Here is a 25,660-nt window from a genome sequence, read left to right as displayed (position 1 = left end):
GGCGGAGCTACTTGCCCTTATTGCCTGCCTTTTCGGCAGCCGGCTGGTCGAGGGAATACTTCATGACCAGCGGCATCTGGGCAAAGGTGAAGATGAGGGTGAGCGGCATCGTGCCCCACACCTTGAAGGCGACCCAGAAGTCCGTCGAGAAACTGCGCCAGATCACTTCATTCAGGACTGCCAGGAACAGGAAGAAGATGCCCCAACGCAGCGTAAGCTTGCGCCAGCCTTCGGCGTTCAGCCGGAAGGCGCTGTCGAAGACGTAGCCGAGCAGCGATTTGCCGAAGAAGAGACCACCAAGCAGGATGAGGCCGAACAGCGTGTTTATGATCGTCGGCTTGATCTTGATGAAGGTTTCATTGTGAAGCCACAAAGTCAGCGCGCCAAAGACGAACACAACGATGCCGGATACGAGCGGCATGATCGGCAGGGTACGCAAAAGGAGCCAGGAGGCGCCGAGCGCCACCGCCGTCGCCACCATGAACAAGGCGGTCGCGATGAAGATCGGACCGCCAATATTGGCGAGGAAAGGAAGGTGTTCGACCAGCCATTCCCCACGCGAATTGGCGAAGAAGAAGACCATGAGCGGGCCGAGTTCAAGCGCCAGCTTGAGGAATGGATTGACGTCCTTGTGTGCCGGATCCGACGGGTCGCGTTCGAATACTGATTGGTCCATTATGCGACTCCCGCGATGGCTTTGGCGAAATCTTTGGCGGCGAAGGGTTCGAGGTCATCGACCTGTTCGCCGACGCCGATGAAATAGACAGGCAGTTTGTGCTTGGCCGATATGGCCACAAGAATGCCACCGCGCGCGGTGCCGTCAAGCTTGGTCATGACAAGGCCGTTCACGCCGGCGATGTTCTTGAAGATTTCGACCTGGTTGAGGGCGTTCTGCCCGGTGGTGGCGTCGAGCGTCTGCAACACCGTATGCGGGGCATCGGGATCGTGCTTGCCGAGCACGCGAACGATCTTCGCGAGTTCTTCCATCAGTTCCGCGCGGTTCTGCAGCCGGCCTGCGGTATCGATGATCAGGACGTCGCTGCCGGCTTCCTTGGCTTGTTTCCAGGCATCGAAGGCAAGGCCCGCGGCATCCGCGCCGAGCTTGGACGATACGACCGGCGCGCCGGTGCGCTTGCCCCAGATGTGCAGCTGTTCGATTGCGGCGGCGCGGAAAGTATCTCCGGCCGCAAGCATGACGTTGAGGCCGCCGGCCGTCAGCTTGGCGGCAAGCTTGCCGATGGTCGTCGTCTTGCCGGTGCCGTTGACGCCGACCACGAGGATCACATGCGGCTTGTGGGATAGGTCGAGTTCAAGCGGCTTGGCGACGGGTCCCAAAACCTTCTCGATCTCGGTCGCCATGATGGTGCGCACTTCATCGGTGCTGATATCCTTGCCATAGCGCGTTGCACTCAATGCGTCGGTAACGCGAATGGCGGTTTCCATGCCGAGATCGGCCTGGATGAGGACATCCTCAAGATCCTGCAGCGTATCTTCATCGAGCTTGCGCTTGGTGAAGATCCCGCCAATCGAATCGCCGAGCTGCTGCGACGAGCGCGACAAGCCCTTGCGCAAGCGCTCGAACCAGGAGAGTCGCCTGGCCGGCTCAGCGGGCAAGGGCTCATCCGGCTTCTTGTCCTCTACGAACCTGGTCACTGTCACTTTGTTGGTGGACGGCTTGGCGACAGGTGCCGGTGTATCGACGGCTCCCGCGGGCTCGATATCCGCCGTTGGCGCTTCCGGGGCCGGAATTTCGACCGGCCCGATATCCGCGTCATCCATCGGGCCAGGGATCATGTCGATCGCGATCCCTGACGGTTCGTCGGCAGCTTCCGGCTCGGGTTCAGGTTCCTCGGGAACGGGCGCGGATTCGACCGGGACTGCGTGTGGTTCGAAGGCTGGTATATGTTCGGGTTCGGCCCGCCCGCTCGCTTCCGCTGCGGCTTCGACCTGCTCGACCACGACTGGGGCAATTTCTGGCAGAATTTCGGGTTCGGATTCCGCTACAGTTTCCGGCTTCGTCGCGGGCTCGTCCGCAACCGGCGACTCAACCTCAATGGCGCCGAGCGCTTCGGCTGGCAGAACTGCCGCCTCTTCCACAGCTTCCTCGACCGACGGCGCGGACGCCACGGTGTCATCAGCAGGCGCGGCGAGGCTTTCCTGAGCCTCCGCTGCAACCTGCGGTTCTTCTGCGGAAACCTCTTCGACCTCCTTCTTACCGAAGGAGAAAATCTTCTTGATGAACCCCAGAGCCATGAATGCTGCTTTGCCTGTTATGCTGCGCGCCGGTCGCGACCGGTTGCCAGCAGCTTGTTACCGTCGTGCCCGCCGATCGTCCGCTCGATTATTTGGCCCGCAACGCCGCCGTCGATGCCGACGAGCGTGAAGCCCTCGGTGCGTCCCATGCCGTCGCGTTCAACGAGAACCTTCTGCGTGGTGCCGATGAGCCCGTCGAGATGCCTGTTGTATGCCGCATCGCCCGCCGCGCGCAGCCGTGCTGCCCGTTGCTTGACGATGCTGCGTTCGATCTGCGGCATACGGGCCGCGGGCGTTCCCTTGCGGGGACTGAACGGGAAGACATGCAGGTTTGTCAGGCCGCATTCTTCAACAATGCGGATGGAGTTTTCAAACATCTCATCCGTTTCGGTGGGAAAACCGGCGATGATATCGGCGCCGAACACGATGTCGGGACGGATCGTCCGGACTTCGGCGCAGAATGCGATCGAATTCTCCCGCGCATGCCGGCGCTTCATGCGTTTCAGGATCATGTTGTCGCCGGACTGGAGCGAGAGATGCAAATGCGGCATCAGCCGCGGCTCCGTCGCGAGCGCTTCCATCAGATCGTCGTCGGCCTCGATGGAGTCAATCGAGGAAAGACGCAGCCGCTTTAAGTCCGGAACCGATTTCAGTACCGTCTTGACCAATTTGCCAAGGCGCAGGTTTCCCGGCAGGTCGGGCCCGTAGCTTGTCATGTCGACGCCGGTGAGGACCACTTCGGCGTAGCCATTGCCGACCAGTCGCTTCACCTGTTCGACCACACCGCCCATCGGGACGGAGCGTGAGTTGCCACGCCCATAGGGAATGATACAGAAGGTGCAGCGGTGGTCACAGCCGTTCTGGACCTGCACGAAGGCGCGGGCGCGGCCCTCGATGGCGTCGACCATGTGCGATGCGGTTTCGCGCACCTCCATGATGTCGTTGACCCGAACCTTCTCGAACTGGTTGACGCCAAAATCAGGCAGCATGCGGTAGGAGTTCGACTTGAGCTTTTCCTCGTTGCCGAGCACGAGGTCGACCTCGTCCATTTCGGCGAATGCTTCGGCTTCCGTCTGCGCGGCGCAGCCCGTGACGATGATCCGTGCTGCGGGATTGTCACGCCGGGCCTTGCGGATCGCCTGCCGGGCCTGGCGTACCGCCTCGCTGGTTACGGCACAGGTGTTGAAAATGATGGCGCCATTTTCCAGCGTGCCGAGACCGGCTGCATCGGCCTCGCGCTTCATCACTTCCGACTCATAGGTATTGAGACGGCAGCCGAACGTGACGACGTCGACGCCCATCAGGCGGCTCCCTGCGACGATGCCGCTTCTTCGCGCTGCCAAGCGCCGGTTTGCGGGTCGAGGCTGCCGGCAAATTCCCACTCGGCCGGTCCGGTCATGATGACATGGTCGTTGTCGAGCCATTCGATCAGCAACGGGCCGCCGGGCACGGTAACGGTCACGGTACGGTCGGTGCGTCCGGTACGCGCAGCGGAAGCGGCAGCGGCGCAGGCGGCCGAACCGCAGGCGCGCGTAAGGCCGGCGCCACGTTCCCACGTGCGCAACGTCAGGGCATTGCGGCTGGTCACATGAGCGATGGAGATATTGGCGCGCTCGGGAAAGATGGGATGATTCTCGAGAAGCGGTCCGAAGCGTTCGAGGTCGTAGGTCCAGACATCCTGATCGACCCAGAAGATGGCATGCGGATTGCCCATGCTCGCGACGGAGGGCGAGTGCAGGACTGGCGCATCGATCGGCCCGATCTGAAGCTCGATCCGGCGCGTATCGTGGAAGGGTTCGGCGAGCGGAATGTCGCGCCAGTCGAAGCGCGGAATACCCATGTCGACGGAAATCTGGCCGTCGGCATGTTCCTGCGCCGTGAGGATTCCGGCGATCGTCTCGAATGTGAAGGCGCGCTTGTCCGTTTCGGCGCTGAGTGCCTGCACGACGCAACGCATACCGTTGCCGCATGCCTGCGCCTGGCTGCCATCCGAATTGATGATCTCGATATAGGCTTCGGTTCCGACGGTTCGCGGGTCGTGGATTGCCATGATCTGATCGAACTTCGTCGCCGGATCATGGTCGAGTGCAATGGCTGCGTGGGGGGCAATGCGATCGGCACGGCCGCGCATGTCAGCAACGATGATTTCGTTGCCAAGGCCGTTCATCTTCGCAAATTGCACCTGTCCTGCCATGCCTGTTGCTTGCCCGTTGACGTCACTTCCCATTCATATGGGGCCTATATGGCGGAATTGGTGGAAAATTGCCAGTGCCGCCAGTAATCAATGGTGTCGCGGACGGAGGCGTCGGGCAAAGCGTTTCGATATAAGACTTTATTCACCTTGAAATGGTTGAATTGGTTAATGGCGCCAATATACGTATGCGGACGTCAGCACGTGCAAGGTGTGGCGATATTGTCATTTCCGGCTACTTTCGCGAATTCTTGCCGCCGATTGGGCTTTGAATGTGGCTATTTTTTCGATGCGCGGGTTGAAATTTCGCCGAGTTCACCTTTGTATCGCGGTTAATATTTGCCAAATGGAATCGCATTCCGGAGTTCGAATGCGCAGATGGAGAGCTGAGGTTATGGGGTCTTTGAAAGTCAATTTGCTGACCGTTGCCGCTGTAGGCATGGTACTGGCAGGATGCCAGAGTTCGCGGCTTGACCCCGTGTCTTCGGGTCCCGCCCCGCTTCAGCCGGCACCGTCCGGTAGCGTGAGTTCGAGCCAGTTGCCGCCGCCCGGTGGCGCAAATCAATTTCCGACCGCTCCGACCACGGGCACCCCGGGGACCGGTACCCAACCAAACACCCAGGTTGCCGCAATCCCGCCGGAAAATGCGCCGGATTTGACCGCCGGCAGCGTCGCCGGTGTGTGGAATGCTTCGATGGGCGGCCAGAGCTGCAAGATCGCGACACCGCAGACCAAGTTCGGCCAGGGTTACCGCGCCGGTCCGTTGCGTTGCCCGGGCGAACTCGCCAACCTCTCGTCGTGGGCAGTGAGCGGCAAGCAGCTGACGCTGTTTGATGCGGCGGGTGGCACGGTCGCCAAGCTCTATTCTACGGGCCAGTCGAGCTTCGACGGCCAGACATCCGGCGGACAGTCGCTGCGTCTGTCGCGATAACGAAGCACGGCGCGCTGGCATCCGCCGGCGCCCGCGGAGACTGCACCGCGCATGTCGCACGACAATCTGAAAGTCTTTCCTTCGGTCCGCGAGCGCTATGATGCGCTCGTGGCTGCCGGCGACATCGAGGCTGATCCGGCGCAGCAACGCCTGGCGGATCGCTTCGACCGGCTGATCCATGAATTGGCCACGACGCGACTGGCGACGAAGTCGAGCGCCCTCGGCTGGCTTTTCGGCCGAAAGGCGCCGCGGCGGGATTTTATCAAGGGCCTTTATATCCATGGCGAGGTGGGTCGCGGCAAGACGATGCTGATGGACATGTTCCACCAGCTTGTTCCGGCAAAGCGCAAGCGACGTGCGCATTTTCTCGATTTCATGGCGGATGTGCACGAGCGCATCAATGCGCACCGGCAGGCGCTGAAGAACGGGGATACCAAGCAGGAGGATCCGATTCCACCCGTTGCCGAGGCCTTGGCCGAGCAGGCCTGGGTTCTGTGCTTCGATGAATTCACGGTGACCGACATTGCAGACGCCATGATCCTGTCGCGGCTTTTCCGTGCCTTGTTCGAACGGGGTGTGGTTCTGGTCGCAACATCGAATGTGGCGCCCGACGATCTTTATCGCGACGGTCTCAACAGGCAATTGTTCCTGCCGTTCGTGGAGCTTCTCAAGACACATGTCGATGTCGTCAGTCTCGACGCGCGCACCGACTACCGCCTGGAAAAGCTCAATCATCTGCCGGTCTATCTTTCGCCGCTCGGCGGCGAAACAAAACGGCAGATGGACGCGGCCTGGCATGCGGCGACAGACGGAGCGGTTGTCTCGCCGGATAGTTTGAAAGTGAAGGGGCACACGGTTTCGATCCCGCAAGCGACGCGCGGCACAGCCCGCTTCAGCTTCGCAGACCTATGTTCGAAACCGCTCGGTGCGGCCGACTACATGGCGATTGTCCAGCGCTACCGTACAGTCTTCATCGACGACGTGCCCGTCCTCGACTACCCTCGTCGCAACGAAGCGAAGCGCTTCATCATCCTCATCGATGTTCTCTACGACAACCAGGTTCACTTGGTGATGTCGGCTGCTGCTACCCCCGACCAACTCTACCACGCCAAAACCGGCACCGAGGCATTCGAATTCGACCGCACGGCATCGCGGCTCTTCGAAATGCAGAGCGAAGACTATATTGCTGCAACCGGCACAACACATTCGCGTGCGGAGCCGAAATCGGCGGGCGTTTAGGGAGCCAGGGGAAGCCTGAAAACTCCCGGTTATTTCATCAATCTGACAAGTTCTGCGTGATAGAAACAGGCTTGAATGCGCTCGAAAAACTAAGAACCAATTGACGTTTACGTAAATCCCGTTAAATCTAAACGATTGAATTCATTGGGGTGAAAATTTTCGGTTGAGTTATTTTTCAAAGAGGAATATTCGAACGTCCCAACGCAAGGGCATGTTGTCATAGGTTTGCCGTCTGGCGGCTTGACTATCCAAATGTGTTCTTAGGCGTCCGTCAAGACTTCAGATCAAGGAAGCAACCAGCATGGCACGTAACAAAATCGCCCTCATCGGTTCAGGCATGATCGGTGGAACGCTTGCACATCTGATCGGGCTCAAGGAGCTCGGCGACATCGTGCTCTTCGACATCGCCGAGGGCATGCCCCAGGGCAAGGCACTCGACATTGCCCAGTCTTCGCCAGTGGATGATTTCGACGCCAAGCTTGCCGGCGCCAATGACTATTCCGCCATCGAAGGCGCTGACGTGGTCATCGTTACGGCCGGCGTGCCGCGCAAGCCGGGCATGAGCCGCGACGATCTTCTCGGCATCAACCTCAAGGTCATGGAACAGGTCGGCGCCGGCATCAAGAAATATGCGCCCGGCGCTTTCGTCATCTGCATCACCAATCCGCTGGACGCGATGGTCTGGGCGCTGCAGAAGTTTTCGGGCCTGCCGAAAAACATGGTCGTCGGCATGGCCGGCGTTCTCGACAGCGCGCGTTTCCGCTATTTCCTGGCTGAAGAATTCAAGGTTTCGGTAGAAGACGTCACTGCGTTCGTTCTCGGCGGCCACGGCGACTCAATGGTTCCGCTGACGCGCTATTCCACGGTTGCGGGCATTCCCCTGCCGGACCTGGTCAAGATGGGCTGGACGAGCCAGGAAAAGCTCGACCAGATCGTGCAGCGCACGCGTGATGGCGGCGCCGAGATCGTCGGCCTCCTCAAGACCGGCTCGGCCTATTATGCGCCCGCGGCATCGGCCGTGCAGATGGCGGAAGCCTATCTCAAGGACAAAAAGCGCGTTCTGCCCGTTGCCGCCCACCTCTCCGGGCAGTACGGCGTCAAGGACATGTATGTCGGCGTACCAGTCATCATCGGTGCAGGCGGCGTCGAACGCGTTATCGAGATCGACCTCAACAAGACCGAGGAAAAGGCCTTCGAAAATTCCGTCGCATCTGTTGCAGGTCTTTGCGAAGCCTGCATCGGCATCGCCCCGAACCTCAAGTAAATCCGGCCCCGGACCATTCTGAAACAATCCTCCGCGCGGGGATTTTTCGAGAGGAAACAGCTAAATGAATATTCACGAATATCAGGCGAAACGTCTGCTGCACACTTTTGGTGCGCCGATCGCCAACGGCGTTGCCGTCTATTCCGTCGAACAGGCGGAAGAATGGGCAAAGACGCTGCCGGGCCCGCTTTATGTGGTCAAGAGCCAGATCCATGCGGGCGGTCGCGGCAAGGGCAAGTTCAAGGAACTCGGCCCTGACGCAAAGGGCGGCGTTCGCCTGGCCCGCTCGGTCGAGGAAGTCGTTGCCAATGCCAAAGAAATGCTCGGAAACACGCTGGTTACCAAGCAGACCGGCCCCGGCGGCAGGCAGGTCAACCGCCTTTATATCGAGGACGGCGCCGATATCGAGCGTGAACTTTATCTGTCGATCCTCGTCGACCGCTCGGTCGGCCGCCCATCCTTTGTCGTTTCGACCGAGGGCGGCATGGACATCGAGGCCGTCGCCCACGATACGCCAGAAAAGATCATCACCGTCGCGATCGATCCTGAAAGGGGCGTGACCGCGGATGATATCGCCAAGATCAGCGACGCTTATGGCCTCACCGGCGAAGCGCGCAAGGATGGGGAGGCGCTGTTCCCGGCGCTCTACAAGGCATTCACCGAGAAGGACATGAGCCTGCTCGAAGTCAATCCGCTCATTGTCATGAAGGATGGCCGCCTGCGCGTTCTCGACGCCAAGGTCTCCTTCGACGGCAATGCGCTTTTCCGCCACCCTGACGTTGTCGAACTGCGTGATGTCTCGGAAGAGGACGACAAGGAGATCGAGGCGTCGAAATACGACCTCGCCTATGTCGCCCTCGACGGCAATATCGGCTGCATGGTCAACGGCGCCGGCCTCGCCATGGCGACGATGGACATCATCAAGCTCTATGGTGCTGAGCCGGCGAACTTCCTCGACGTCGGCGGCGGCGCGAGCAAGGAGAAGGTAACGGCGGCGTTCAAGATCATCACTGCCGATCCGGCCGTGGAAGGCATCCTGATCAACATCTTCGGCGGCATTATGAAGTGCGATGTCATTGCCGAGGGCGTTATCGCGGCGGTCAAGGAAGTCGGTCTCAAGGTTCCTCTCGTGGTGCGCCTCGAAGGCACCAATGCCGAGCTTGGCAAGAAGATCATCAACGAGAGCGGCCTTAACGTTACGTCGGCCGACGACCTCGACGATGCAGCGCAGAAAATCGTCAAGGCGGTGAAGGGAAACTAAGGCATGTCTATTCTTGTCAACAAAGACACCAAGGTTCTCGTTCAGGGCCTGACCGGCAAGACCGGTACTTTCCACACCGAACAGGCGCTCGCCTATTACGGCACGCAGATGGTCGGCGGCATCCATCCGAAAAAGGGCGGCGAGACCTGGGAAGGCAAGTTGCCAACCGGCGCCAGCGCGCAGCTGCCGATTTTCGCTTCGGTTGCCGAAGGCAGGGACCGCACCGGCGCCAATGCCTCTGTGATCTATGTGCCGCCTGCAGGCGCGGCCGAAGCCATCATCGAAGCCATCGATGCGGAAGTTCCTTTGATCATCTGCATCACCGAAGGCATCCCGGTCATGGACATGGTGCGGGTCAAGGCGCGTCTCGATCGTTCGACATCGCGTCTGATCGGCCCGAACTGCCCGGGCGTTCTCACGCCTGAGGAATGCAAGATCGGGATCATGCCGGGCAACATCTTCATGAAAGGCTCGGTGGGTGTTGTATCCCGCTCCGGGACACTTACCTATGAAGCAGTGTTCCAAACGACGAACGAGGGCCTCGGCCAGACGACCGCTGTCGGAATCGGCGGCGATCCGGTCAAGGGTACCGAGTTCATCGATGTCCTGGAAATGTTCCTCGCTGACGAAGCGACGAAGTCGATCATCATGATCGGTGAAATCGGCGGCTCGGCTGAGGAAGATGCAGCGCAGTTCCTCGCCGACGAGGCCAAGCGTGGCCGTAAGAAGCCGATGGCCGGCTTCATTGCCGGCCGCACGGCCCCTGCGGGCCGGACGATGGGTCATGCGGGCGCGGTCATTTCCGGCGGCAAGGGCGGCGCGGAAGACAAGATTGCTGCCATGGAGGCAGCGGGCATCCGTGTTTCGCCTTCACCGGCGCAGCTTGGCAAGACGCTGGTCGAGGTCCTCAAGGGCTGACACCGGCGGGCGCCAGACGCCTGACGAAGAAGAACTATCGATTGGGGCGGGCTCCGCCCCGATCAATCCCCGGGGCCCGATTGGCCTCAACCCAGAGCGTTTCCGGCTCAGAAGGCCCGGCGAGCTCGCACAAAGGGAGACGGAGTCGGTACTCCGGTCACACATATGGCACGTCAAGAACAGGCCAACGACATCTTCGCACTTACCTCGTTCCTCTATGGCGGCAATGCGCACTATATCGAGGAGCTGCATGCCCAGTACGAAAAGGATCCGGCATCGGTCGGATCTGAGTGGCAGGAATTTTTCGCCAATCTCGACGATGCAAAGGACGACGTCATCAAGAACGCCAAGGGCGCGTCCTGGGAAAAGCCGAATTGGCCTATCGCCAGCAATGGCGAACTCGTCTCGGCGCTCGACGGCAATTGGGGCGAAGTTGAAAAGCACATCACCGATAAGCTGAAGGCGAAGTCCGCCAACGGCACGGCGACCAATGGCGCTGCTGCTCCCGTTCTGACCGCCTCGGACAGCGACATCATCCACGCCGCGCGTGATTCCGTGCGCGCCATCATGATGATCCGCGCCTACCGCATGCGCGGCCATCTCCACGCCAAGCTCGATCCGCTCGGCCTCGCCGAGGTCAAGGAGGATTACAACGAGCTTTCGCCGGAGAGCTATGGTTTCTCGCCTGCCGACTACGACCGCAAGATCTTCATCGACAATGTGCTGGGTCTCGAATACGCGACGATCCCGCAGATGCTCGATATCCTCAAGCGCACCTATTGCTCGACGATCGGCGTCGAATTCATGCACATTTCTGATCCTGTCGAGAAGGCATGGATTCAGGAACGCATCGAGGGCCCGGACAAGGGCGTTGCCTTCACCAATGAAGGCAAGAAGGCCATCCTTTCCAAGCTCGTCGAGGCGGAAGGTTTCGAACAGTTCATCGACGTAAAGTACAAGGGCACGAAGCGCTTCGGTCTCGACGGCGGCGAAGCGCTCATTCCGGCGCTGGAGCAGATCGTCAAGCGCGGCGGTTCGATGGGTCTCAAGGAGATCGTCCTCGGCATGGCCCACCGCGGTCGCCTCAACGTGCTCAGCCAGTTCATGGGCAAGCCGCACCGCGCGATTTTCCACGAGTTCAAGGGCGGCTCCTATACACCGGACGACGTCGAAGGTTCGGGCGATGTGAAGTACCACCTCGGCGCTTCCTCCGACCGTGAGTTCGACGGGAACAAGGTGCACCTGTCGTTGACGGCGAATCCGTCGCATCTCGAGATCGTCAATCCGGTCGTCATGGGCAAGGCGCGCGCCAAGCAGGATATCCTTGCCGGACGCGAGCGCGATGAGGTTGTCCCCCTCTCCGAACGCTCCAAGGTGATGCCGCTGCTGCTCCACGGCGATGCGGCCTTCGCTGGCCAGGGCGTAGTTGCGGAATGTCTCGGCCTTTCCGGTCTGCGCGGACACCGCGTTGCCGGTACCGTGCATTTCATCATCAACAACCAGATCGGCTTTACCACCAATCCGCGCTTTTCGCGTTCGTCGCCCTATCCGTCGGACGTTGCGAAAATGATCGAGGCACCGATCTTCCACGTCAACGGCGATGATCCTGAGGCGGTCGTCTACGTTGCCAAGATCGCCACTGAATACCGCATGACCTTCCATAAGCCGGTGGTGATCGACATGTTCTGCTACCGCCGTTTCGGTCACAACGAAGGTGACGAACCGGCGTTCACGCAGCCGATCATGTATAAGAAGATCCGCAGCCAGAAAACGACTGTGCAGCTCTATGCGGCAAAGCTCATCGAGGAAGGCCTGATCACTGAGGCCGACCTGGAGAAGATTCGTGCTACGTGGCGCGAAACGCTGGAGCAGGAGTTCGAATCCGGCCAGGCCTACAAGCCCAACAAGGCAGATTGGCTCGATGGCGCCTGGAGCGGCTTGCGGACGGCGGACAATGCCGATGAACAACGGCGCGGCAAGACCAGCATTCCGGTCAAGACGCTGAAGGAAATCGGCAAGAAGCTGGCGGAAGTTCCGGCCGGGCTCAATGTCCACCGCACGATCCAGCGCTTCCAGGACAACCGCGCCAAGATGATCGAAACCGGCGAAGGTTTCGACTGGGCGACGGCTGAAGCTTTGGCATTCGGGTCCCTCGTCACGGAAGGGCACCCGGTGCGTCTCTCCGGCCAGGACGTCGAGCGCGGCACGTTCAGCCAGCGTCATTCGGTGCTTTACGATCAGGATACCGAGCAACGCTATATTCCGCTCAATAATCTGCAGAAGGGCCAGGCTCTTTACGAAGTCATCAACTCGATGCTTTCCGAGGAGGCAGTGCTCGGTTTCGAATACGGCTACTCGCTGTCGGACCCACGCGCGCTGACCTTGTGGGAAGCGCAGTTCGGCGACTTTGCCAACGGCGCGCAGGTCGTCTTCGACCAGTTCATATCATCAGGCGAGCGCAAGTGGCTGCGCATGTCCGGCCTCGTCTGTCTGCTGCCGCACGGCTATGAAGGCCAGGGTCCGGAGCATTCGTCTGCCCGTCTCGAGCGCTATCTGCAGCTTTGCGCCGAAGACAATATGCAGGTTGCGAATTGTACGACGCCGGCTAACTATTTCCATATCCTGCGCCGTCAGATGAAACGCGACTTCCGCAAGCCGCTGATCCTGATGACGCCGAAGTCGCTGCTCCGCCATAAGCGGGCGGTCTCTTCGATCGGCGATTTCACCGGCGAATCCTCTTTCCATCGTCTGCTTTGGGACGATGCGCAGCTTCTCAAGGATCAGCCGATCAAGTTGCAGAAGGACTCGAAGATCCGCCGCGTCGTTTTGTGCTCGGGCAAGGTCTACTACGACCTTTACGAAGAGCGCGAAAAGCGTGGTATCGACGATGTCTACCTCTTGCGCGTCGAACAACTCTACCCGTTCCCGGCCAAGGCCCTCATCACCGAGCTTTCCCGCTTCCGCAACGCGGAAATGGTGTGGTGCCAGGAAGAACCGAAGAACATGGGTGCCTGGGCTTTCATCGATCCCTATCTAGAATGGGTCCTTGCACATATCGACGCCAAGCATCAGCGCGTGCGCTATACGGGCCGTCCCGCCGCCGCATCGACGGCAACGGGCCTCATGTCCAAACACCTTGCACAGCTCGAAGCATTCCTTGAAGATGCTTTGGGTTCCTAAGTAACTGACGATCAACGGAAGAGCGAACATATGGCTACCGAAATCCGCGTCCCTACGCTGGGCGAATCCGTTACCGAAGCAACCATTGGCAAATGGTTCAAGAAAGTCGGCGACGCGATTGCCGTTGACGAACCTTTGGTGGAACTCGAGACCGACAAGGTGACGATCGAAGTGCCGGCATCCGCTGCCGGTGCGCTGGCCGAAATCGCCGCCAAGGAAGGTGAAACGGTCGAAGTCGGCGCGCTGCTGGGAACGATCGGCGCTGCCGATGGCGCAACTGCCGCCGCCCCGGCTGCCAAGAAGGAAGAGCCGAAGCCAGCGGCTGTCGCCCAGGCATCCGGCGCAGGTGCTGCCGCCTCCACCGCAGAGGCCGCAGCCAAGACCGCCGAAGTTGCCGGGGAGCCGCCGATTGCCGAACGCCGTCCAAGCGAAATGCCGGCATCTCCGGCCGCCTCGAAGCTGCTCGCTGAAAAAGGCGTTTCGGTTTCGCAGGTCGAGGGCTCGGGCAAGCGCGGCCAGGTGCTGAAAGGTGATGTGCTCGACATCGTCGCCAAGGGTGTCCCGGCGCAGCAGCCGGCATCCGAAGCGCCAAAGGCCGTTGCGCGCCCCGCTTCGCCGGCCGACGATGCCTCGCGCGAAGAGCGGGTGAAGATGACCCGCCTGCGCCAGACCATCGCCAAGCGCCTCAAGGATGCACAGAACAGCGCTGCCATGCTGACCACCTATAACGAGGTGGACATGTCGGCGGTGATGGAACTTCGCAACCGCTACAAGGAGCTCTTCGAGAAAAAGCATGGCGTGAAGCTTGGCTTCATGGGCTTCTTCACCAAGGCGGTAACCCACGCGCTGAAAGAGATCCCGGCGGTCAACGCCGAGATCGACGGCAACGACATCATCTACAAGAACTTTGCCCATGTCGGCGTGGCCGTCGGCACGGACAAGGGCCTTGTCGTTCCGGTTGTGCGCAACGCGGACCAGATGTCGATCGCCGAGATCGAAAAAGAAATCGGCCGCCTCGGCAAGGCCGCCCGCGATGGCGCGCTGTCGATGGCGGACATGCAGGGCGGCACCTTCACGATTTCGAACGGTGGCGTCTATGGTTCGTTGATGTCCTCGCCGATCCTCAATGCCCCGCAGTCCGGTATTCTCGGCATGCATAAAATTCAGGAGCGTCCGGTTGTCGTCGGCGGCCAGATCGTTATCCGTCCGATGATGTATCTTGCCTTGAGCTACGATCATCGCATCGTCGACGGCAAGGAGGCGGTCACGTTCCTTGTCCGTGTCAAGGATACGCTCGAGGATCCGGAGCGTCTCGTACTCGACCTTTAGTGCCAATATTCCACCAAGCAGGACCGTCACAGGGCGGTCCTGCGGCCGGAGAATGAGCATGTCGCACTATCTTTACGAACTCAGTCGCGCGACTGGATTGGTGTTCATCGGGCTAGGCATCAAGCTCGCAACGCAGCAGGCGAGCAAGAACTGATGGGGTCACTGAAACGTCTCCACCGTCTGCATCTCGCCGCTGTTCTTGCAGCGAGCATGCCGCTGCTCGCAACGCCGGTCTTTGCCGCGTGCACGCAGGATCGTGCCGTCTATACCGACAAGGACGACGACTATACGCTGACCTTCAAGCGTGTTCCCGATGATGCGGAGGATGCCTCCAACGAGTTTTCGCTTCAGTTGAACGAAACCGATCTTCGGCTTGATGGCGTCGTTGCCTGGACCGAAGAAGTTGCCCGGCCGAATGGGACGATCTCCTATAAATGTCCGCCCGCGAAGACCGGTGAGGAGCTTGATACCTGCACCGTTTGGCAGGGCGTCATCTATGCGCTGACCGAGGGGGCCGACGCGGACCTCCTGCCCAAGGCCAAGGAACCTGCGGCGCAGGCCTTGCTGCTGCCGGACCTTACCAGCGCCATGACCCGCTACAATTTCAAGCTCGACAAGCCTGTCGAAGCTTTTCCCTGGGAAGTCTTTCGTTTCAAAGAATGCGTGCCCGAGCAGTAATCGCGCCGGGCGGATCGCGCACAGCGTCACAAGAGAAGGATTGAGTTATGGCATATGATGTCGTCGTCATCGGAACGGGTCCGGGTGGCTATGTCTGCGCGATCAAAGCTGCGCAGCTTGGCCTGAAGACCGCGGTGGTCGAGAAGCGCGCCACCTTTGGCGGCACCTGCCTGAATATCGGCTGCATCCCCTCAAAGGCTCTGCTGCATGCGTCCGAAGTGTTTCACGAGGCCGGCCATTCCCATGCCACCCTCGGCGTCGAAGTCGGTACGCTGAAGCTGAACTTGCCGGCCATGCTGGCGCACAAGGATGCGACGGTTGACGCCAACGTCAACGGCGTCGCGTTCCTGTTCAAGAAGAACAAGATCGATGCCTTCATTGGTACGGGCAAGATCATCGGCGCCGGCAAAGTTTCGGTGACCGCTGACGACGGCACGGTCCAGGAGATCGAGACGAAGAACATCGTGATAGCCACCGGCTCGGACGTCGCGGGCATTCCGGGTGTAAATGTCGATTTCGACGAAAAGGTCATTGTCTCGTCGACGGGTGCGCTCGAATTTCAGAAGGTCCCCGAAAGCCTGATCGTTGTCGGGGGCGGCGTCATCGGCCTCGAACTCGGATCGGTTTGGAGCCGTCTCGGATCGAAGGTGACTGTCGTCGAATATCTGGACAAGATTCTCGGGCCGATGGACGGTGAGGTGTCCAAGCAGTTCCAGCGCATGCTCGAAAAGCAGGGCATCGAGTTCAGGATGGGCGCAAAGGTCACGGGCGTCGAGAAAGCCGGGAAGGGCGCGAAAGTTACCTTCGAACCGGTAAAGGGCGGCGACCCCCAGACGTTGGAGGCCGATGCGGTACTCGTTTCCACGGGGCGCCGGCCCTATACCGACGCGCTCGGTCTTGAAGAAGCCGGGATTGCCACCGAGCGCGGGCGCGTCGCGATCAACGATCATTGGCAGACCAACGTTGCGGGCATCTACGCGATCGGCGACGTCGTCGCCGGGCCGATGCTGGCGCACAAGGCCGAGGACGAAGGTATTGCCGTTGCGGAAATCCTCGCAGGGCAGGCGGGCCATGTGAATTATGATGCGATCCCGAGCGTCGTCTATACCCAACCGGAAGTCGCGTCTGTGGGTAAGACCGAGGAAGAATTGAAGGCGGCCGGCATCGACTACAAGGTCGGCAAGTTCCCTTTCACCGCCAACGGACGCGCCCGCGCCATGCTCCACACCGACGGTTTCGTCAAGATTTTGGCTGACAAGGCCAGCGACAAGGTTCTCGGCGTGCACATACTCGGTTATGGCGCCGGAGAGATGATCCACGAAGCGACCGTGCTCATGGAATTCGGCGGTTCTTCGGAAGATCTGGCACGGACCACGCATGCCCACCCGACCATGTCCGAGGCTGTTCGCGAAGCCGCGCTTGCGACCTTCGCCAAAGCTATTCACATGTGATGGTGCATCCCTAAGGTTACGAAAAAGGCCCGGGTATCCGGGCCTTTTTTGCATTCATCGTGATACTTAAACTTACTGGGCAGGTGCCGGAGCAGCCGGTGCCGGCGTGGTCGTCGGGGCCGGAGCAGTTTCGGCAGGTGCCGGTGCTGGCGTTGCCGGAGCCATCGCGTTCGGTTCAGGCTTTGCCGGTTCCGGAGCTGTTGTGGTAGCGGGCGCAGTCGGTGCCGGCGCGGTCATCTCGTTGCTACCGCTGTTCAGATAGAAATAGCCGCCAACGATCAGTGCAGCGATTAGAATACCAGCGATAAGAAAACCGCCTGAGCTCGACTTAGCAGTCGCTCTCGGGTTCAAAGGTTCAGTTTCAATCGGCCGTTGCTGCAGGTTCGGATCATAGGTCATTTCGTGTCCTCCATGACGTTTCAGGGCGTCCAATGGAAGGAAAACGGCTGCTTTTCAAATAAGTTCCAAAAAGCCGCCCGCTTATGCTGCGATGCACACATGCTCGAGCGATCGCGGTTACTCCGCGCTCACCTTATAGCCCTTGTTTCGCAGCAACGAAACGAGCCCATCCTTGCCCGGAAGGTGGAGGGCGCCCACGGCGATAAAGGCACTACCCTGATCTATTATCGAAGAAGCCCGATCAGCCATGACGCGGTTGCGGGCATTGACCATCGTTTCCTCAAAGGCGGCGTAGCTGCTGCCGCTTTCGATGCCATCGGGCGAGACGGAGCGCATCAGCGGGAAGATCATGCCGATTTCGCCCTTCGTGTAGAGGACGGTCATCGTCTCGAAGATGTCGTTCAGTCGTGGACCAAGAGCGAGCGTTTCCATGAGACCATCGATATGGAACTGCATCGGTAGCGACGCCATGGCGCCGAGCTGGTCCTTTATCGTCTCGAGCCCCGCAACCTTTTTGCCTGCCGCCTGCGCATCCCGCGCCAGCTTGATGTCGAGAAAGGCGGTCCCGTCCTTGGTGCGGGCGAGTTCGCAAGCCGGCATGGCGAGCATGCTGGTCAGCATCCAGGGCTGCATTCGGTTGACCGCGGCGAGTGTCAGGCCGCGCTGCTGAAGCGCCGCCTTGACGGCATCAACCTTGTCCTTCGGAATGAGCTTGTCCAGCGTGGTTGCATCCGTGAACATCATCAGTTCAGGGGTCTCGGTGAGAACTTTGAATTGCGCCTTGGGATCGAGCACTTCATCGGTTTCGATCACGACCGTATCGGCGCCCTGATAGGCAGCCTGCGTGGCGTCCGACAGTTTGAGCACGCGCGGATCGGTAAGATGCATGGTTCCGAAAAGATAGGACGGTCTGATGCCGGGCTTTTCAATCTTCCACAGGAGCCCCGTACCGTTCTCAGTTGCAGCGGCCTGCTTTTGCAGTGTTTCAAGCTTGGCGGGCTCGGATTTCGCCATTGCAGCGATAATATCGTCGCCTCCACAGCCTAAATCGTCCGCATGGGCGCGCGCTGCGCCAAGGGCAACGACGAAGAACGATGCGAGCAAGAGCCAGCTCAGTGCCACCAGCAACTGGAGCAGGCGATCTGCTATACGGTCGAATATGACGAAGATATCCAGATTATCCATGCCGAACTTTTACCAATGCGCCTGCCGAGAAAGTGTTAATCTCTACCTGCAAATTGTCTCGAATATGAATTGCCCCGACTTTTCAAGCGCGCGGATGCGCCTTTTCGTAAATTTCCAGGAGCCGCTCGCTGTCGACACCGGTATAGACCTGGGTCGTCGAAAGGCTGGCGTGGCCGAGGAGCTCCTGAATGGTGCGCAGATCGCCGCCGCGCCCGAGAAGATGCGTTGCAAAGGAGTGGCGAAGTGCGTGCGGGGTCGCCGTATCAGGCAGCCCAAGCGCACCGCGCATTTTCTGCATGTCGCGCTGGATGATCGCGGGATGCAGCTCACCCCCGCGCGCGCCCCGGAACAGCGGCGTTCCTTCCGCAAGGTCATAGGGGCAGAGCTTGCGATACTCGGCGACAGCGCGATGCACGACGGGTAGCAACGGCACCATGCGGGTCTTGCCGCCCTTGCCGGTGATAGGAATGGAACGCGCGTCGGCATCGGTGAGTGCCCCGCCGTCGAGGCCAAGCGCTTCCGAGATACGCAGGCCGCATCCATAAAGCAGCGTCAGTACTGCGGCGTTGCGCGCAGCAATCCAGGGTTCTTCGTTGAGCTGTTCGCCTTTTTCCACAACCCGCCGTGCATCGATCATGGTCAGCGGCTTTGGCAGGGATTTTGGCTGGCGGGGCGAACGGATGGCGATGGATGCGGCGGCATTGGCCATGCCCTGCTTTTCCAGAAAGCGCAGAAACGAGCGTATGCCGGCAAGCCCGCGCCCGAGCGTGCGGGCGCCTGCGCCGTCATTGCGCCGCCTTGCAAGGAAGGAGCGGAGGTCGACAATCCGCAACGTCGCAACATCCTTCAGCGCCGGCGGCTCGCCGAGATGTCCCGTCAGAAACTGGAAGAACTGGCGCGTATCGCGCTCATAGGCATCGAGCGTATTGGCGGCGAGCCGGCGCGTGTTCTTCAAAGATTTCAGCCAGTTCTCGCGTGCGTCCACGAGATCCGGCCGTGCGGAGACAAGAAACTCGGCCGGCTTCGGTACTGCGCCCATTGCATCGCTCCTTTTAGCCATCGCCGCGACAGTGCCACAGGAGTCCTTTCCGGTTCGTTTCTGGTTTTGCTTGGCGTTTCGCCGTAGAAAGGCTAATCCAAAAACTCGAAACGTCAGTACGGAACATCATGGCAAAGTTGAAAGATCCGGTGCAATTGGCAGTGATCGGCGCTGCACACGGCACGCGAGGCGAACTCAGGGTGAAAACATTCACCGGTGATCCCATGGCGCTTGGCGATTACGGCATGCTTTACGACGAAACCGGCCGGCCCTTCGAAGTTCTCGATATCCGTCCGGCGAAAACCGTAGTCGTCGTGCGCTTTCGCGGCGTGAACGACCGCAACATGGCGGAAGCGCTTAACGGCACGACGCTGTTCATCGACCGTTCGCAGTTGCCGCAGGACCTTGATGAAGATGAGTATTACCATTCCGACCTGATTGGACTTGATGCTGTAGACGCCGATGGCAACACGTTCGGCAAGGTGTCCGCCATGTTCGATTTCGGCGGCGGCGATCTCCTCGAACTGACCATCCAGGGCAAGCGTCCCATGCTTATTCCGTTCACGCAGGCAGCCGTGCCGAGCGTGGACGTGAAGGCGGGGCATGTCGTCATCGATCCCGTGGCCGCCGGTCTTATTCCCGACGCCGACGAGGCCGAAGAGCGGCGGCGGCAACTCGGGGGAGAATCCGGGGGAAACACCAAGCCATGAGCAGGGAGGGGTTCCGCGCCACGGTCCTGACGCTTTATCCCGAAATGTTTCCGGGCCCGCTCGGCATCTCGCTTGCCGGTAAAGCGCTGAACGAAGGAGCCTGGTCGCTCGAAACGGTGCAAATTCGTGACTTTGCCACCGACAAGCACCGCATGGTCGACGATACGCCGGCGGGCGGCGGCGCAGGCATGGTCATGAAGCCTGATGTCCTCGGGCGCGCGGTTGATCACGTGGCCGATGGCCGGCCGAAACTTTTCATGAGCCCGCGCGGCAAGCCGCTCACGCAAGAGCGTGTGCGCCAGCTTGCTGACGGCCCGGGTGCCATTATCCTGTGCGGGCGCTTCGAGGGCGTCGACGAGAGACTGATTGAAGCGCGGCAGTTCGAGGAGGTCTCGATCGGCGACTACATTCTTTCCGGCGGCGAAACCGCTGCAATCGTCGTTCTCGATGCGGTCGTAAGGCTTTTGCCCGGGGTGATGGGCAATGCGCTGTCAGGTGAGACTGAAAGTTTCGAGACGGGATTGCTTGAGCATCCGCATTATACCAAGCCGCAGGAATGGGAGGGGAGGCGTATTCCCGATGTTCTCCTTTCCGGCAACCATGGGGCGATCGAGAAGTGGCGGCGTGCCGAAGCCGAGCGTTTGACGCGAGAGCGGCGGCAAGACCTCTGGGATGCCCATGGCAAACGGACGAAGCGATAGCTGGGCAAAAAGATTGACGCACGGAGGTGACAAACCGGCTTTAATGGTGTATCTGCCCGCCAACTCCGGAAAAATCCGGGTCCATTAATCAATGAATGGTGAATTCGCTCCTGCCTCCCTTGAGGCATAGAAACGCGGCCAAATGTGCTGCGTGCCAAGTGCCGAGCGCTCTGACTGTTCGAGAAGAACGTAAAGGATGAAGACGATGGATATTATTCGTCAGCTCGACGCAGAGCAGAAGGCAAAGATCGAAGCCAAGCGCACCCTTCCGGATTTCAAGCCGGGCGACACGGTCCGCGTCAACGTACGCGTTACCGAAGGTACGCGCACCCGCGTCCAGGCCTATGAAGGCGTTTGCATCGCCCGCAGCGGCGCTGGCCTCAACGAGAACTTTACGGTTCGCAAGATTTCCTACGGCGAAGGCGTCGAGCGCGTTTTCCCGATCTATTCCCCGTTGGTCGAGGGCGTTGAGCTCGTTCGCCGCGGCAAGGTTCGCCGCGCCAAGCTCTACTACCTGCGTGGCCTGACTGGTAAGGCTGCCCGCATTGCCGAGAAGAAGGACAACCGCAAGGGCAAGACCGCGGTTCCGGCTACCGGCACTGCCGAGACCGTTTCGGAAGCTACTGTCGCCAAGGCACCGGCGGCCGAATAAGCGCAGGCTCCATGGATTTGAACAAGGCGGTCTTCGGGCCGCCTTTTTCATTTTCGGAGTAATTTTGTCCCCGTTCACAACTGACGGTAGTATTGCGACCCTTGCGGGATTGACGGCTCATCGCCAAGGTGAAATCTGTTTCGCTTCAGACGAATGAGGGGCTGAGATAATGTTGCGATCCGTTTTGATAGCTGGGCTTATGCTCGCCGCGCTGCCGTTTTCCGCTTTTGCAGCAGACCTGCCTGACCTTGGCGGCAAGAAGATTGCCGTCGTTACCGAGAACGCCTACCCGCCTCTGCAGTTCGTCGATCCCAAGACCGGTAAGCCGATTGGTTGGGAATATGACGCCATGAACGAGATCGCCAAGCGACTCAACTTCCAGGTCGAATATCTCAATACGAGTTGGGACGCGATGATCCAGGCGGTGTCCGACAACCAGTACCAGATCGGCATGGACGGCATCACAATCAATGACGAGCGCAAGCAGAAGATCGACTTCTCAGAACCCTATATGCGATCCGAGCAATTCATGCTCGTGCGCAGCGACGAGAAACGCTTCACCGATCCGAAGAGCTTTGCCGAGTTGAAGGACACGCTCGTCGGATCGCAGCCGGGGACGACCAATTTCTACGTCGCCGTCTATAACGTGCTTGACGGCAATGAGCAGAATCCGCGCATCAAGCTCTTCGAGACATTCGGCGCGACAATCGAAGCGTTGAAGACGGGTGACGTCGACCTCGTCCTGACCGACAGCACTGCGGGCAAAGGCTACGTCGATGCGTCCGGCGGCAAGCTGAAGCTGATCGGCGGGCCGCTTGGTGCCGAGGATTTCGGCTTCATATTTCCCAAGGGGTCGGACCTGAAGGCTCCCGTCGATGCGGCAATTGCGGCTCTCAAGGCCGACGGCACATTCGAAGCGCTCAACAAGAAATGGTTCCTCGACTACAAGCTCGGGCAGTGACAAGCGCCAGACCTTCACGCGCAGTCAAGCCGGACTTCCCATGGTGGTTGGTTGTTGCCGGAACGATTGCCATCGCGCTCGGCATCGCCATTCTCGTCAGCCCGATTTATGGGCAAGTCTTCGCGACCGTGTCGCAAGGCATCTGGATCACGGTCTGGGTGTCGCTTCTCGCATTTTGCCTCGCTTCCGTGCTCGGTCTGGCATTCGCGGTCATGAGCCTCTCGGACCATATCGCAATAAGGCAAGCTGCGCGCTTTTACGTCGAGGTCGTGCGCGGCGTGCCGCTTCTTGTGCTGCTGTTCTATATAGCTTTTGTCGGGGCTCCGGCGCTGGTTGCGCTGTGGAATTTTCTTTCTCAACCGCTGCAAAGTGCTGGCCTGATCGAACCTGCCCTGGTGCGGGATTTCTCGTTGCTTTGGCGCGCGATCATCGCGTTGATGCTCGCCTATGCTGCGTTTCTTGCCGAGATATTCCGGGCAGGCATCCAGGCGGTCGACAAGGGACAGATAGAAGCAGCCAAGGCGCTCGGTCTCAAGCGGCTGCAGCGCTTCCGGCTGATCGTCATGCCACAGGCCATCCGCACGATCCTGCCACCTTACGGCAATGATTTTATCTCGATGGTGAAGGATTCGTCGCTGGTCTCGGTGCTCGGCGTGGTCGACGTCACGCAGTTGGGAAAAGTCTATGCCTCCGGTTCATTCCGCTTTTTTGAAACCTATTCGGTCGTTGCCTATATCTATCTTCTCCTGACTATCAGCCTGTCCCTTGCATTGCGATGGATCGAACGAAGACTGGGGCGGTCCGACCGTCGCTGAACCTGCGCGAAGAGCGGCGCATTGTCGCCGGAATATTACTTTTCTCGCTTGTTTCTTGACGTAACTGGACCTCAAGTGCATATGTCCACGAAATAATTGAAAAGCACAAAACCGTGCCGAGGATAGAACTATGACTGCGCCACGCACACTTTATGACAAGATTTGGGATGACCATCTGGTCGATCAGCAGGAAGACGGCACATGCCTCCTCTATATTGATCGCCATCTTGTCCATGAAGTGACAAGCCCGCAGGCCTTCGAAGGTCTTCGCCTGACCGGGCGCAAGGTGCGCCATCCGGAAAAGACGCTTGCCGTGGTCGACCACAATGTTCCGACCTCGCCCGACCGGGTCAACGGCATCAAGAACGAAGAAAGCCGCATCCAGGTTGAGGCGCTTGCCAAGAACGCCGCGGATTTCGGCGTCGAATATTATTCGGAGAAGGATATTCGCCAGGGCATCGTCCACATCATCGGGCCCGAGCAGGGCTTTACCCTGCCCGGCATGACGATCGTTTGCGGCGACAGCCACACCTCCACCCATGGCGCCTTCGGGGCACTCGCCCATGGCATCGGCACGTCCGAGGTCGAGCACGTGCTCGCCACGCAGACGCTGATCCAGTCAAAGGCCAAGAACATGCTGGTGCGCGTCGACGGCAAGCTGCCGCAAGGCGTTACCGCCAAGGACATCATTCTTGCCATCATCGGCGAGATCGGCACCGCCGGTGGCACCGGCTATGTCATCGAGTATGCTGGCGAGGCGATCCGCGACCTGTCCATGGAAGGCCGCATGACGATCTGCAACATGTCGATCGAAGGCGGAGCCCGCGCCGGACTCATAGCGCCGGATGAAACCACTTTCGCCTATGTCAAGGACAAGCCGCGCGCGCCGAAGGGCCAGGCCTGGGACATGGCGATCGACTATTGGAAGACGCTTCACACCGACGAGGGTGCGCATTTCGACAAGGTTGTCGTGCTCAATGCGGCGGAACTTCCGCCCATCGTTTCCTGGGGTTCGTCGCCGGAAGACGTCGTCTCCGTCACGGGTACCGTGCCCAATCCGGACGAGATCGCCGATGAGACGAAGCGCAGCTCGAAGTGGCGTGCGCTCGATTATATGGGCCTGAAGCCCGGAACGCCGATCACCGACATCAAGCTCGACCGCGTCTTCATCGGGTCATGCACTAATGGCCGCATCGAAGATCTGCGCGCTGTCGCCAAGGTCGTTGAAGGCCGCAAGGTCAGCGAGCACGTCGATGCCATGATCGTTCCGGGCTCCGGCATCGTCAAGCAGCAGGCGGAAGCCGAGGGCCTCGACAAGATCTTCAAGGAAGCCGGGTTCGATTGGCGTGAGCCGGGTTGCTCCATGTGCCTTGCCATGAATGACGACCGCCTGAAGCCGGGCGAACGTTGCGCTTCCACGTCGAACCGCAATTTCGAGGGCCGCCAGGGCTTCAAGGGCCGCACGCACCTTGTTTCTCCGGCAATGGCCGCAGCGGCGGCGATCGCCGGTCACTTCATCGACATCCGCGATTGGAAATAATCGCCTTCACCCTCCCCTGGTGGGGAGGGCCCAACGGTTTGCGACAGCGACCTTTAGGCTTTTGAAGCTCAGCCCCGCCCGCGATAGGGCTGAACGCCCTGGTCAGGCAGCCAAAGCCCCTCGGGTGCCGGCCCCGATTGCCAGAATACATCGATCGGAATCCCACCGCGCGGATACCAGTAGCCGCCGATGCGCAGCCATTGTGGCTTGATGGCGTCGACTATGCGCTTGCCGATGCCCACCGTACAATCTTCGTGAAATGCGCCGTGGTTGCGGAAGCTGAACAGGAAGAGCTTGAGCGACTTCGATTCCAGCAAGAACTCACCGGGCGCATAATCGATCATCAGATGGCCGAAATCGGGCTGGCCGGTAACCGGGCAGAGCGACGTGAACTCCGGGCAGGTGAAGCGCGCGAGAAACAGCGTTCCAGCCTGTGGGTTAGGGACGGCATCAAGCACGGCTTCATCCGGATGCTGTGGAATCGTGACATCCTTGCCGAGCATGGTTGCCTCATCTGCATAGTGGCTCATGCTGCTGCCTTTCTTGTCTCGAACTCGCCATTATATTCGCAGCCCTCGCCACAACTGTCGCGGTAAATGCCGATCTCCACGAGCGCGGGCAGATCCGGCTCCACACGCCGCCACAGCCATATGGCAATGGTCTCGAGTGTCGGTAGCTCTAGCCCCGGGACTTCATTGAGATAGCGATGATCGAGCTCTTCGCGGGCGCTGTCGGCGCAGGATTTCACTGCGCCGAGGTCCGTGATCAGTCCGCTCTTCGGGTCCGGTCGTCCATCAAGGGTGATCCGCGCGCGGAAACTGTGGCCATGCAGCCGCTGGTTCACGTGGCCGTCGGGAAAGGAATGCGGCAAATGGTGCGCCGCTTCAAAGTTGAAGTCGATAAAAATTCGCATTTTGTCCTCGGTCAGCTCTGGCGCAATACAGGCGCCCGCCAAGGCTTGTC

General features: G+C 59.9%; 24 protein-coding genes. 15 read left to right on the top strand and 9 right to left on the bottom strand.

The window, feature by feature from the left end; translation table 11 throughout:
- Positions 1-7 precede the first annotated feature (7 nt).
- From HQ945_RS15480 to dapF, 4 genes are read right to left on the bottom strand one after another with little or no spacing between them, the layout of a single operon-like run.
- Positions 8-676, bottom strand: coding sequence for a septation protein A (locus HQ945_RS15480; protein WP_174208250.1), 669 nt, complete (start codon positions 674-676; stop codon positions 8-10).
- Positions 676-2,253: a signal recognition particle-docking protein FtsY gene (gene ftsY / locus HQ945_RS15475; RefSeq protein ID WP_174208249.1), complete on the bottom strand. Its 1,578-nt coding sequence runs from the start codon at positions 2,251-2,253 to the stop codon at positions 676-678. The genes HQ945_RS15480 and ftsY overlap by 1 nt, the downstream gene beginning before the upstream one ends.
- A gap of 17 nt (positions 2,254-2,270) precedes the next feature.
- Positions 2,271-3,554 carry a tRNA (N(6)-L-threonylcarbamoyladenosine(37)-C(2))-methylthiotransferase MtaB gene (mtaB, locus tag HQ945_RS15470; RefSeq protein WP_091920820.1) on the bottom strand — a complete coding sequence of 428 codons (1,284 nt, stop codon included), beginning with the start codon at positions 3,552-3,554 and terminating at the stop codon, positions 2,271-2,273.
- A complete protein-coding gene (gene dapF, locus HQ945_RS15465; protein ID WP_027230986.1) occupies positions 3,554-4,447 on the bottom strand; it encodes a diaminopimelate epimerase in 894 nt (297 codons plus the stop codon). The genes mtaB and dapF overlap by 1 nt, the downstream gene beginning before the upstream one ends.
- Before the next feature lie 391 nt (positions 4,448-4,838).
- On the opposite strand from dapF, the gene HQ945_RS15460 reads away from it, so the two are divergent.
- The 9 genes from HQ945_RS15460 to lpdA all read left to right on the top strand — a co-directional run bounded on the left by HQ945_RS15460 (position 4,839) and on the right by lpdA (position 16,695).
- A complete protein-coding gene (locus HQ945_RS15460; RefSeq protein WP_027230987.1) occupies positions 4,839-5,375 on the top strand; it encodes an AprI/Inh family metalloprotease inhibitor in 537 nt (178 codons plus the stop codon).
- 51 nt (positions 5,376-5,426) lie between these two features.
- The gene (gene zapE / locus HQ945_RS15455) at positions 5,427-6,614 is read left to right on the top strand and encodes a cell division protein ZapE (protein ID WP_113279973.1); all 1,188 of its coding nucleotides are present in this window, start codon (positions 5,427-5,429) and stop codon (positions 6,612-6,614) included.
- Between the two features lie 301 nt (positions 6,615-6,915).
- The gene (mdh, locus tag HQ945_RS15450) at positions 6,916-7,878 is read left to right on the top strand and encodes a malate dehydrogenase (RefSeq protein ID WP_027230988.1); all 963 of its coding nucleotides are present in this window, start codon (positions 6,916-6,918) and stop codon (positions 7,876-7,878) included.
- Between the two features lie 64 nt (positions 7,879-7,942).
- Complete coding sequence (sucC, locus tag HQ945_RS15445) at positions 7,943-9,139, top strand: ADP-forming succinate--CoA ligase subunit beta (protein WP_113279974.1); 1,197 nt, start codon at positions 7,943-7,945, stop codon at positions 9,137-9,139.
- A gap of 3 nt (positions 9,140-9,142) precedes the next feature.
- Positions 9,143-10,057 carry a succinate--CoA ligase subunit alpha gene (gene sucD / locus HQ945_RS15440; protein WP_027230990.1) on the top strand — a complete coding sequence of 305 codons (915 nt, stop codon included), beginning with the start codon at positions 9,143-9,145 and terminating at the stop codon, positions 10,055-10,057.
- Positions 10,058-10,222: 165 nt separating this feature from the next.
- On the top strand, positions 10,223-13,237 hold the full coding sequence (locus HQ945_RS15435) for a 2-oxoglutarate dehydrogenase E1 component (RefSeq protein WP_113279975.1): 3,015 nt from the start codon (positions 10,223-10,225) through the stop codon (positions 13,235-13,237).
- 30 nt (positions 13,238-13,267) lie between these two features.
- The gene (odhB, locus tag HQ945_RS15430; protein ID WP_113279976.1) at positions 13,268-14,566 is read left to right on the top strand and encodes a 2-oxoglutarate dehydrogenase complex dihydrolipoyllysine-residue succinyltransferase; all 1,299 of its coding nucleotides are present in this window, start codon (positions 13,268-13,270) and stop codon (positions 14,564-14,566) included.
- 153 nt (positions 14,567-14,719) lie between these two features.
- Entirely contained in the window at positions 14,720-15,244 is a 525-nt protein-coding gene (locus tag HQ945_RS15425; RefSeq protein ID WP_113279977.1) for a hypothetical protein, read from the top strand.
- A 47-nt stretch (positions 15,245-15,291) separates the two neighbouring features.
- Complete coding sequence (gene lpdA, locus HQ945_RS15420; RefSeq protein WP_113279978.1) at positions 15,292-16,695, top strand: dihydrolipoyl dehydrogenase; 1,404 nt, start codon at positions 15,292-15,294, stop codon at positions 16,693-16,695.
- A 72-nt stretch (positions 16,696-16,767) separates the two neighbouring features.
- Here the strand turns inward: lpdA and HQ945_RS15415 are convergent, their stop codons facing one another.
- The 3 genes from HQ945_RS15415 to HQ945_RS15405 form a co-directional block, all read right to left on the bottom strand.
- Positions 16,768-17,094, bottom strand: a complete 327-nt coding sequence (locus tag HQ945_RS15415) for a hypothetical protein (RefSeq protein ID WP_175585032.1) — start codon at positions 17,092-17,094, stop codon at positions 16,768-16,770.
- Between the two features lie 117 nt (positions 17,095-17,211).
- Positions 17,212-18,279, bottom strand: a complete 1,068-nt coding sequence (locus HQ945_RS15410; RefSeq protein WP_113279979.1) for a TraB/GumN family protein — start codon at positions 18,277-18,279, stop codon at positions 17,212-17,214.
- Positions 18,280-18,361: 82 nt separating this feature from the next.
- The gene (locus HQ945_RS15405) at positions 18,362-19,318 is read right to left on the bottom strand and encodes a tyrosine recombinase XerC (protein ID WP_113279980.1); all 957 of its coding nucleotides are present in this window, start codon (positions 19,316-19,318) and stop codon (positions 18,362-18,364) included.
- Between the two features lie 128 nt (positions 19,319-19,446).
- Between HQ945_RS15405 and rimM the strand changes: the two genes are divergently transcribed.
- The 6 genes from rimM (at position 19,447) to leuC (ending at position 24,697) form a co-directional block, all read left to right on the top strand.
- A complete protein-coding gene (gene rimM / locus HQ945_RS15400) occupies positions 19,447-20,028 on the top strand; it encodes a ribosome maturation factor RimM (protein ID WP_113279981.1) in 582 nt (193 codons plus the stop codon).
- Positions 20,025-20,729, top strand: coding sequence for a tRNA (guanosine(37)-N1)-methyltransferase TrmD (gene trmD, locus HQ945_RS15395; RefSeq protein WP_113279982.1), 705 nt, complete (start codon positions 20,025-20,027; stop codon positions 20,727-20,729). Before rimM ends, trmD begins: the two co-directional genes overlap by 4 nt.
- A gap of 205 nt (positions 20,730-20,934) precedes the next feature.
- A complete protein-coding gene (rplS, locus tag HQ945_RS15390) occupies positions 20,935-21,381 on the top strand; it encodes a 50S ribosomal protein L19 (RefSeq protein ID WP_027230999.1) in 447 nt (148 codons plus the stop codon).
- Positions 21,382-21,550: 169 nt separating this feature from the next.
- Positions 21,551-22,342, top strand: a complete 792-nt coding sequence (locus tag HQ945_RS15385; protein ID WP_113279983.1) for a transporter substrate-binding domain-containing protein — start codon at positions 21,551-21,553, stop codon at positions 22,340-22,342.
- Positions 22,339-23,157, top strand: coding sequence for an amino acid ABC transporter permease (locus HQ945_RS15380; protein ID WP_343051241.1), 819 nt, complete (start codon positions 22,339-22,341; stop codon positions 23,155-23,157). The genes HQ945_RS15385 and HQ945_RS15380 overlap by 4 nt, the downstream gene beginning before the upstream one ends.
- A 130-nt stretch (positions 23,158-23,287) precedes the next feature.
- Complete coding sequence (gene leuC / locus HQ945_RS15375) at positions 23,288-24,697, top strand: 3-isopropylmalate dehydratase large subunit (protein ID WP_113279985.1); 1,410 nt, start codon at positions 23,288-23,290, stop codon at positions 24,695-24,697.
- Between the two features lie 68 nt (positions 24,698-24,765).
- Here the strand turns inward: leuC and queF are convergent, their stop codons facing one another.
- Together queF and HQ945_RS15365 are read right to left on the bottom strand one after the other, a co-directional pair.
- Complete coding sequence (queF, locus tag HQ945_RS15370; protein WP_113279986.1) at positions 24,766-25,227, bottom strand: preQ(1) synthase; 462 nt, start codon at positions 25,225-25,227, stop codon at positions 24,766-24,768.
- On the bottom strand, positions 25,224-25,610 hold the full coding sequence (locus tag HQ945_RS15365; protein WP_091920846.1) for a 6-pyruvoyl trahydropterin synthase family protein: 387 nt from the start codon (positions 25,608-25,610) through the stop codon (positions 25,224-25,226). The genes queF and HQ945_RS15365 overlap by 4 nt, the downstream gene beginning before the upstream one ends.
- Positions 25,611-25,660 lie beyond the last annotated feature (50 nt).

It is taken from the genome of Phyllobacterium pellucidum (assembly GCF_013327855.1).
GTDB classification, from domain to species: Bacteria; Pseudomonadota; Alphaproteobacteria; order Rhizobiales; family Rhizobiaceae; genus Phyllobacterium; species Phyllobacterium pellucidum.
Note: the sequence above shows the minus strand (reverse complement) of the source record. Positions and strands in the feature narration are given on the sequence as shown.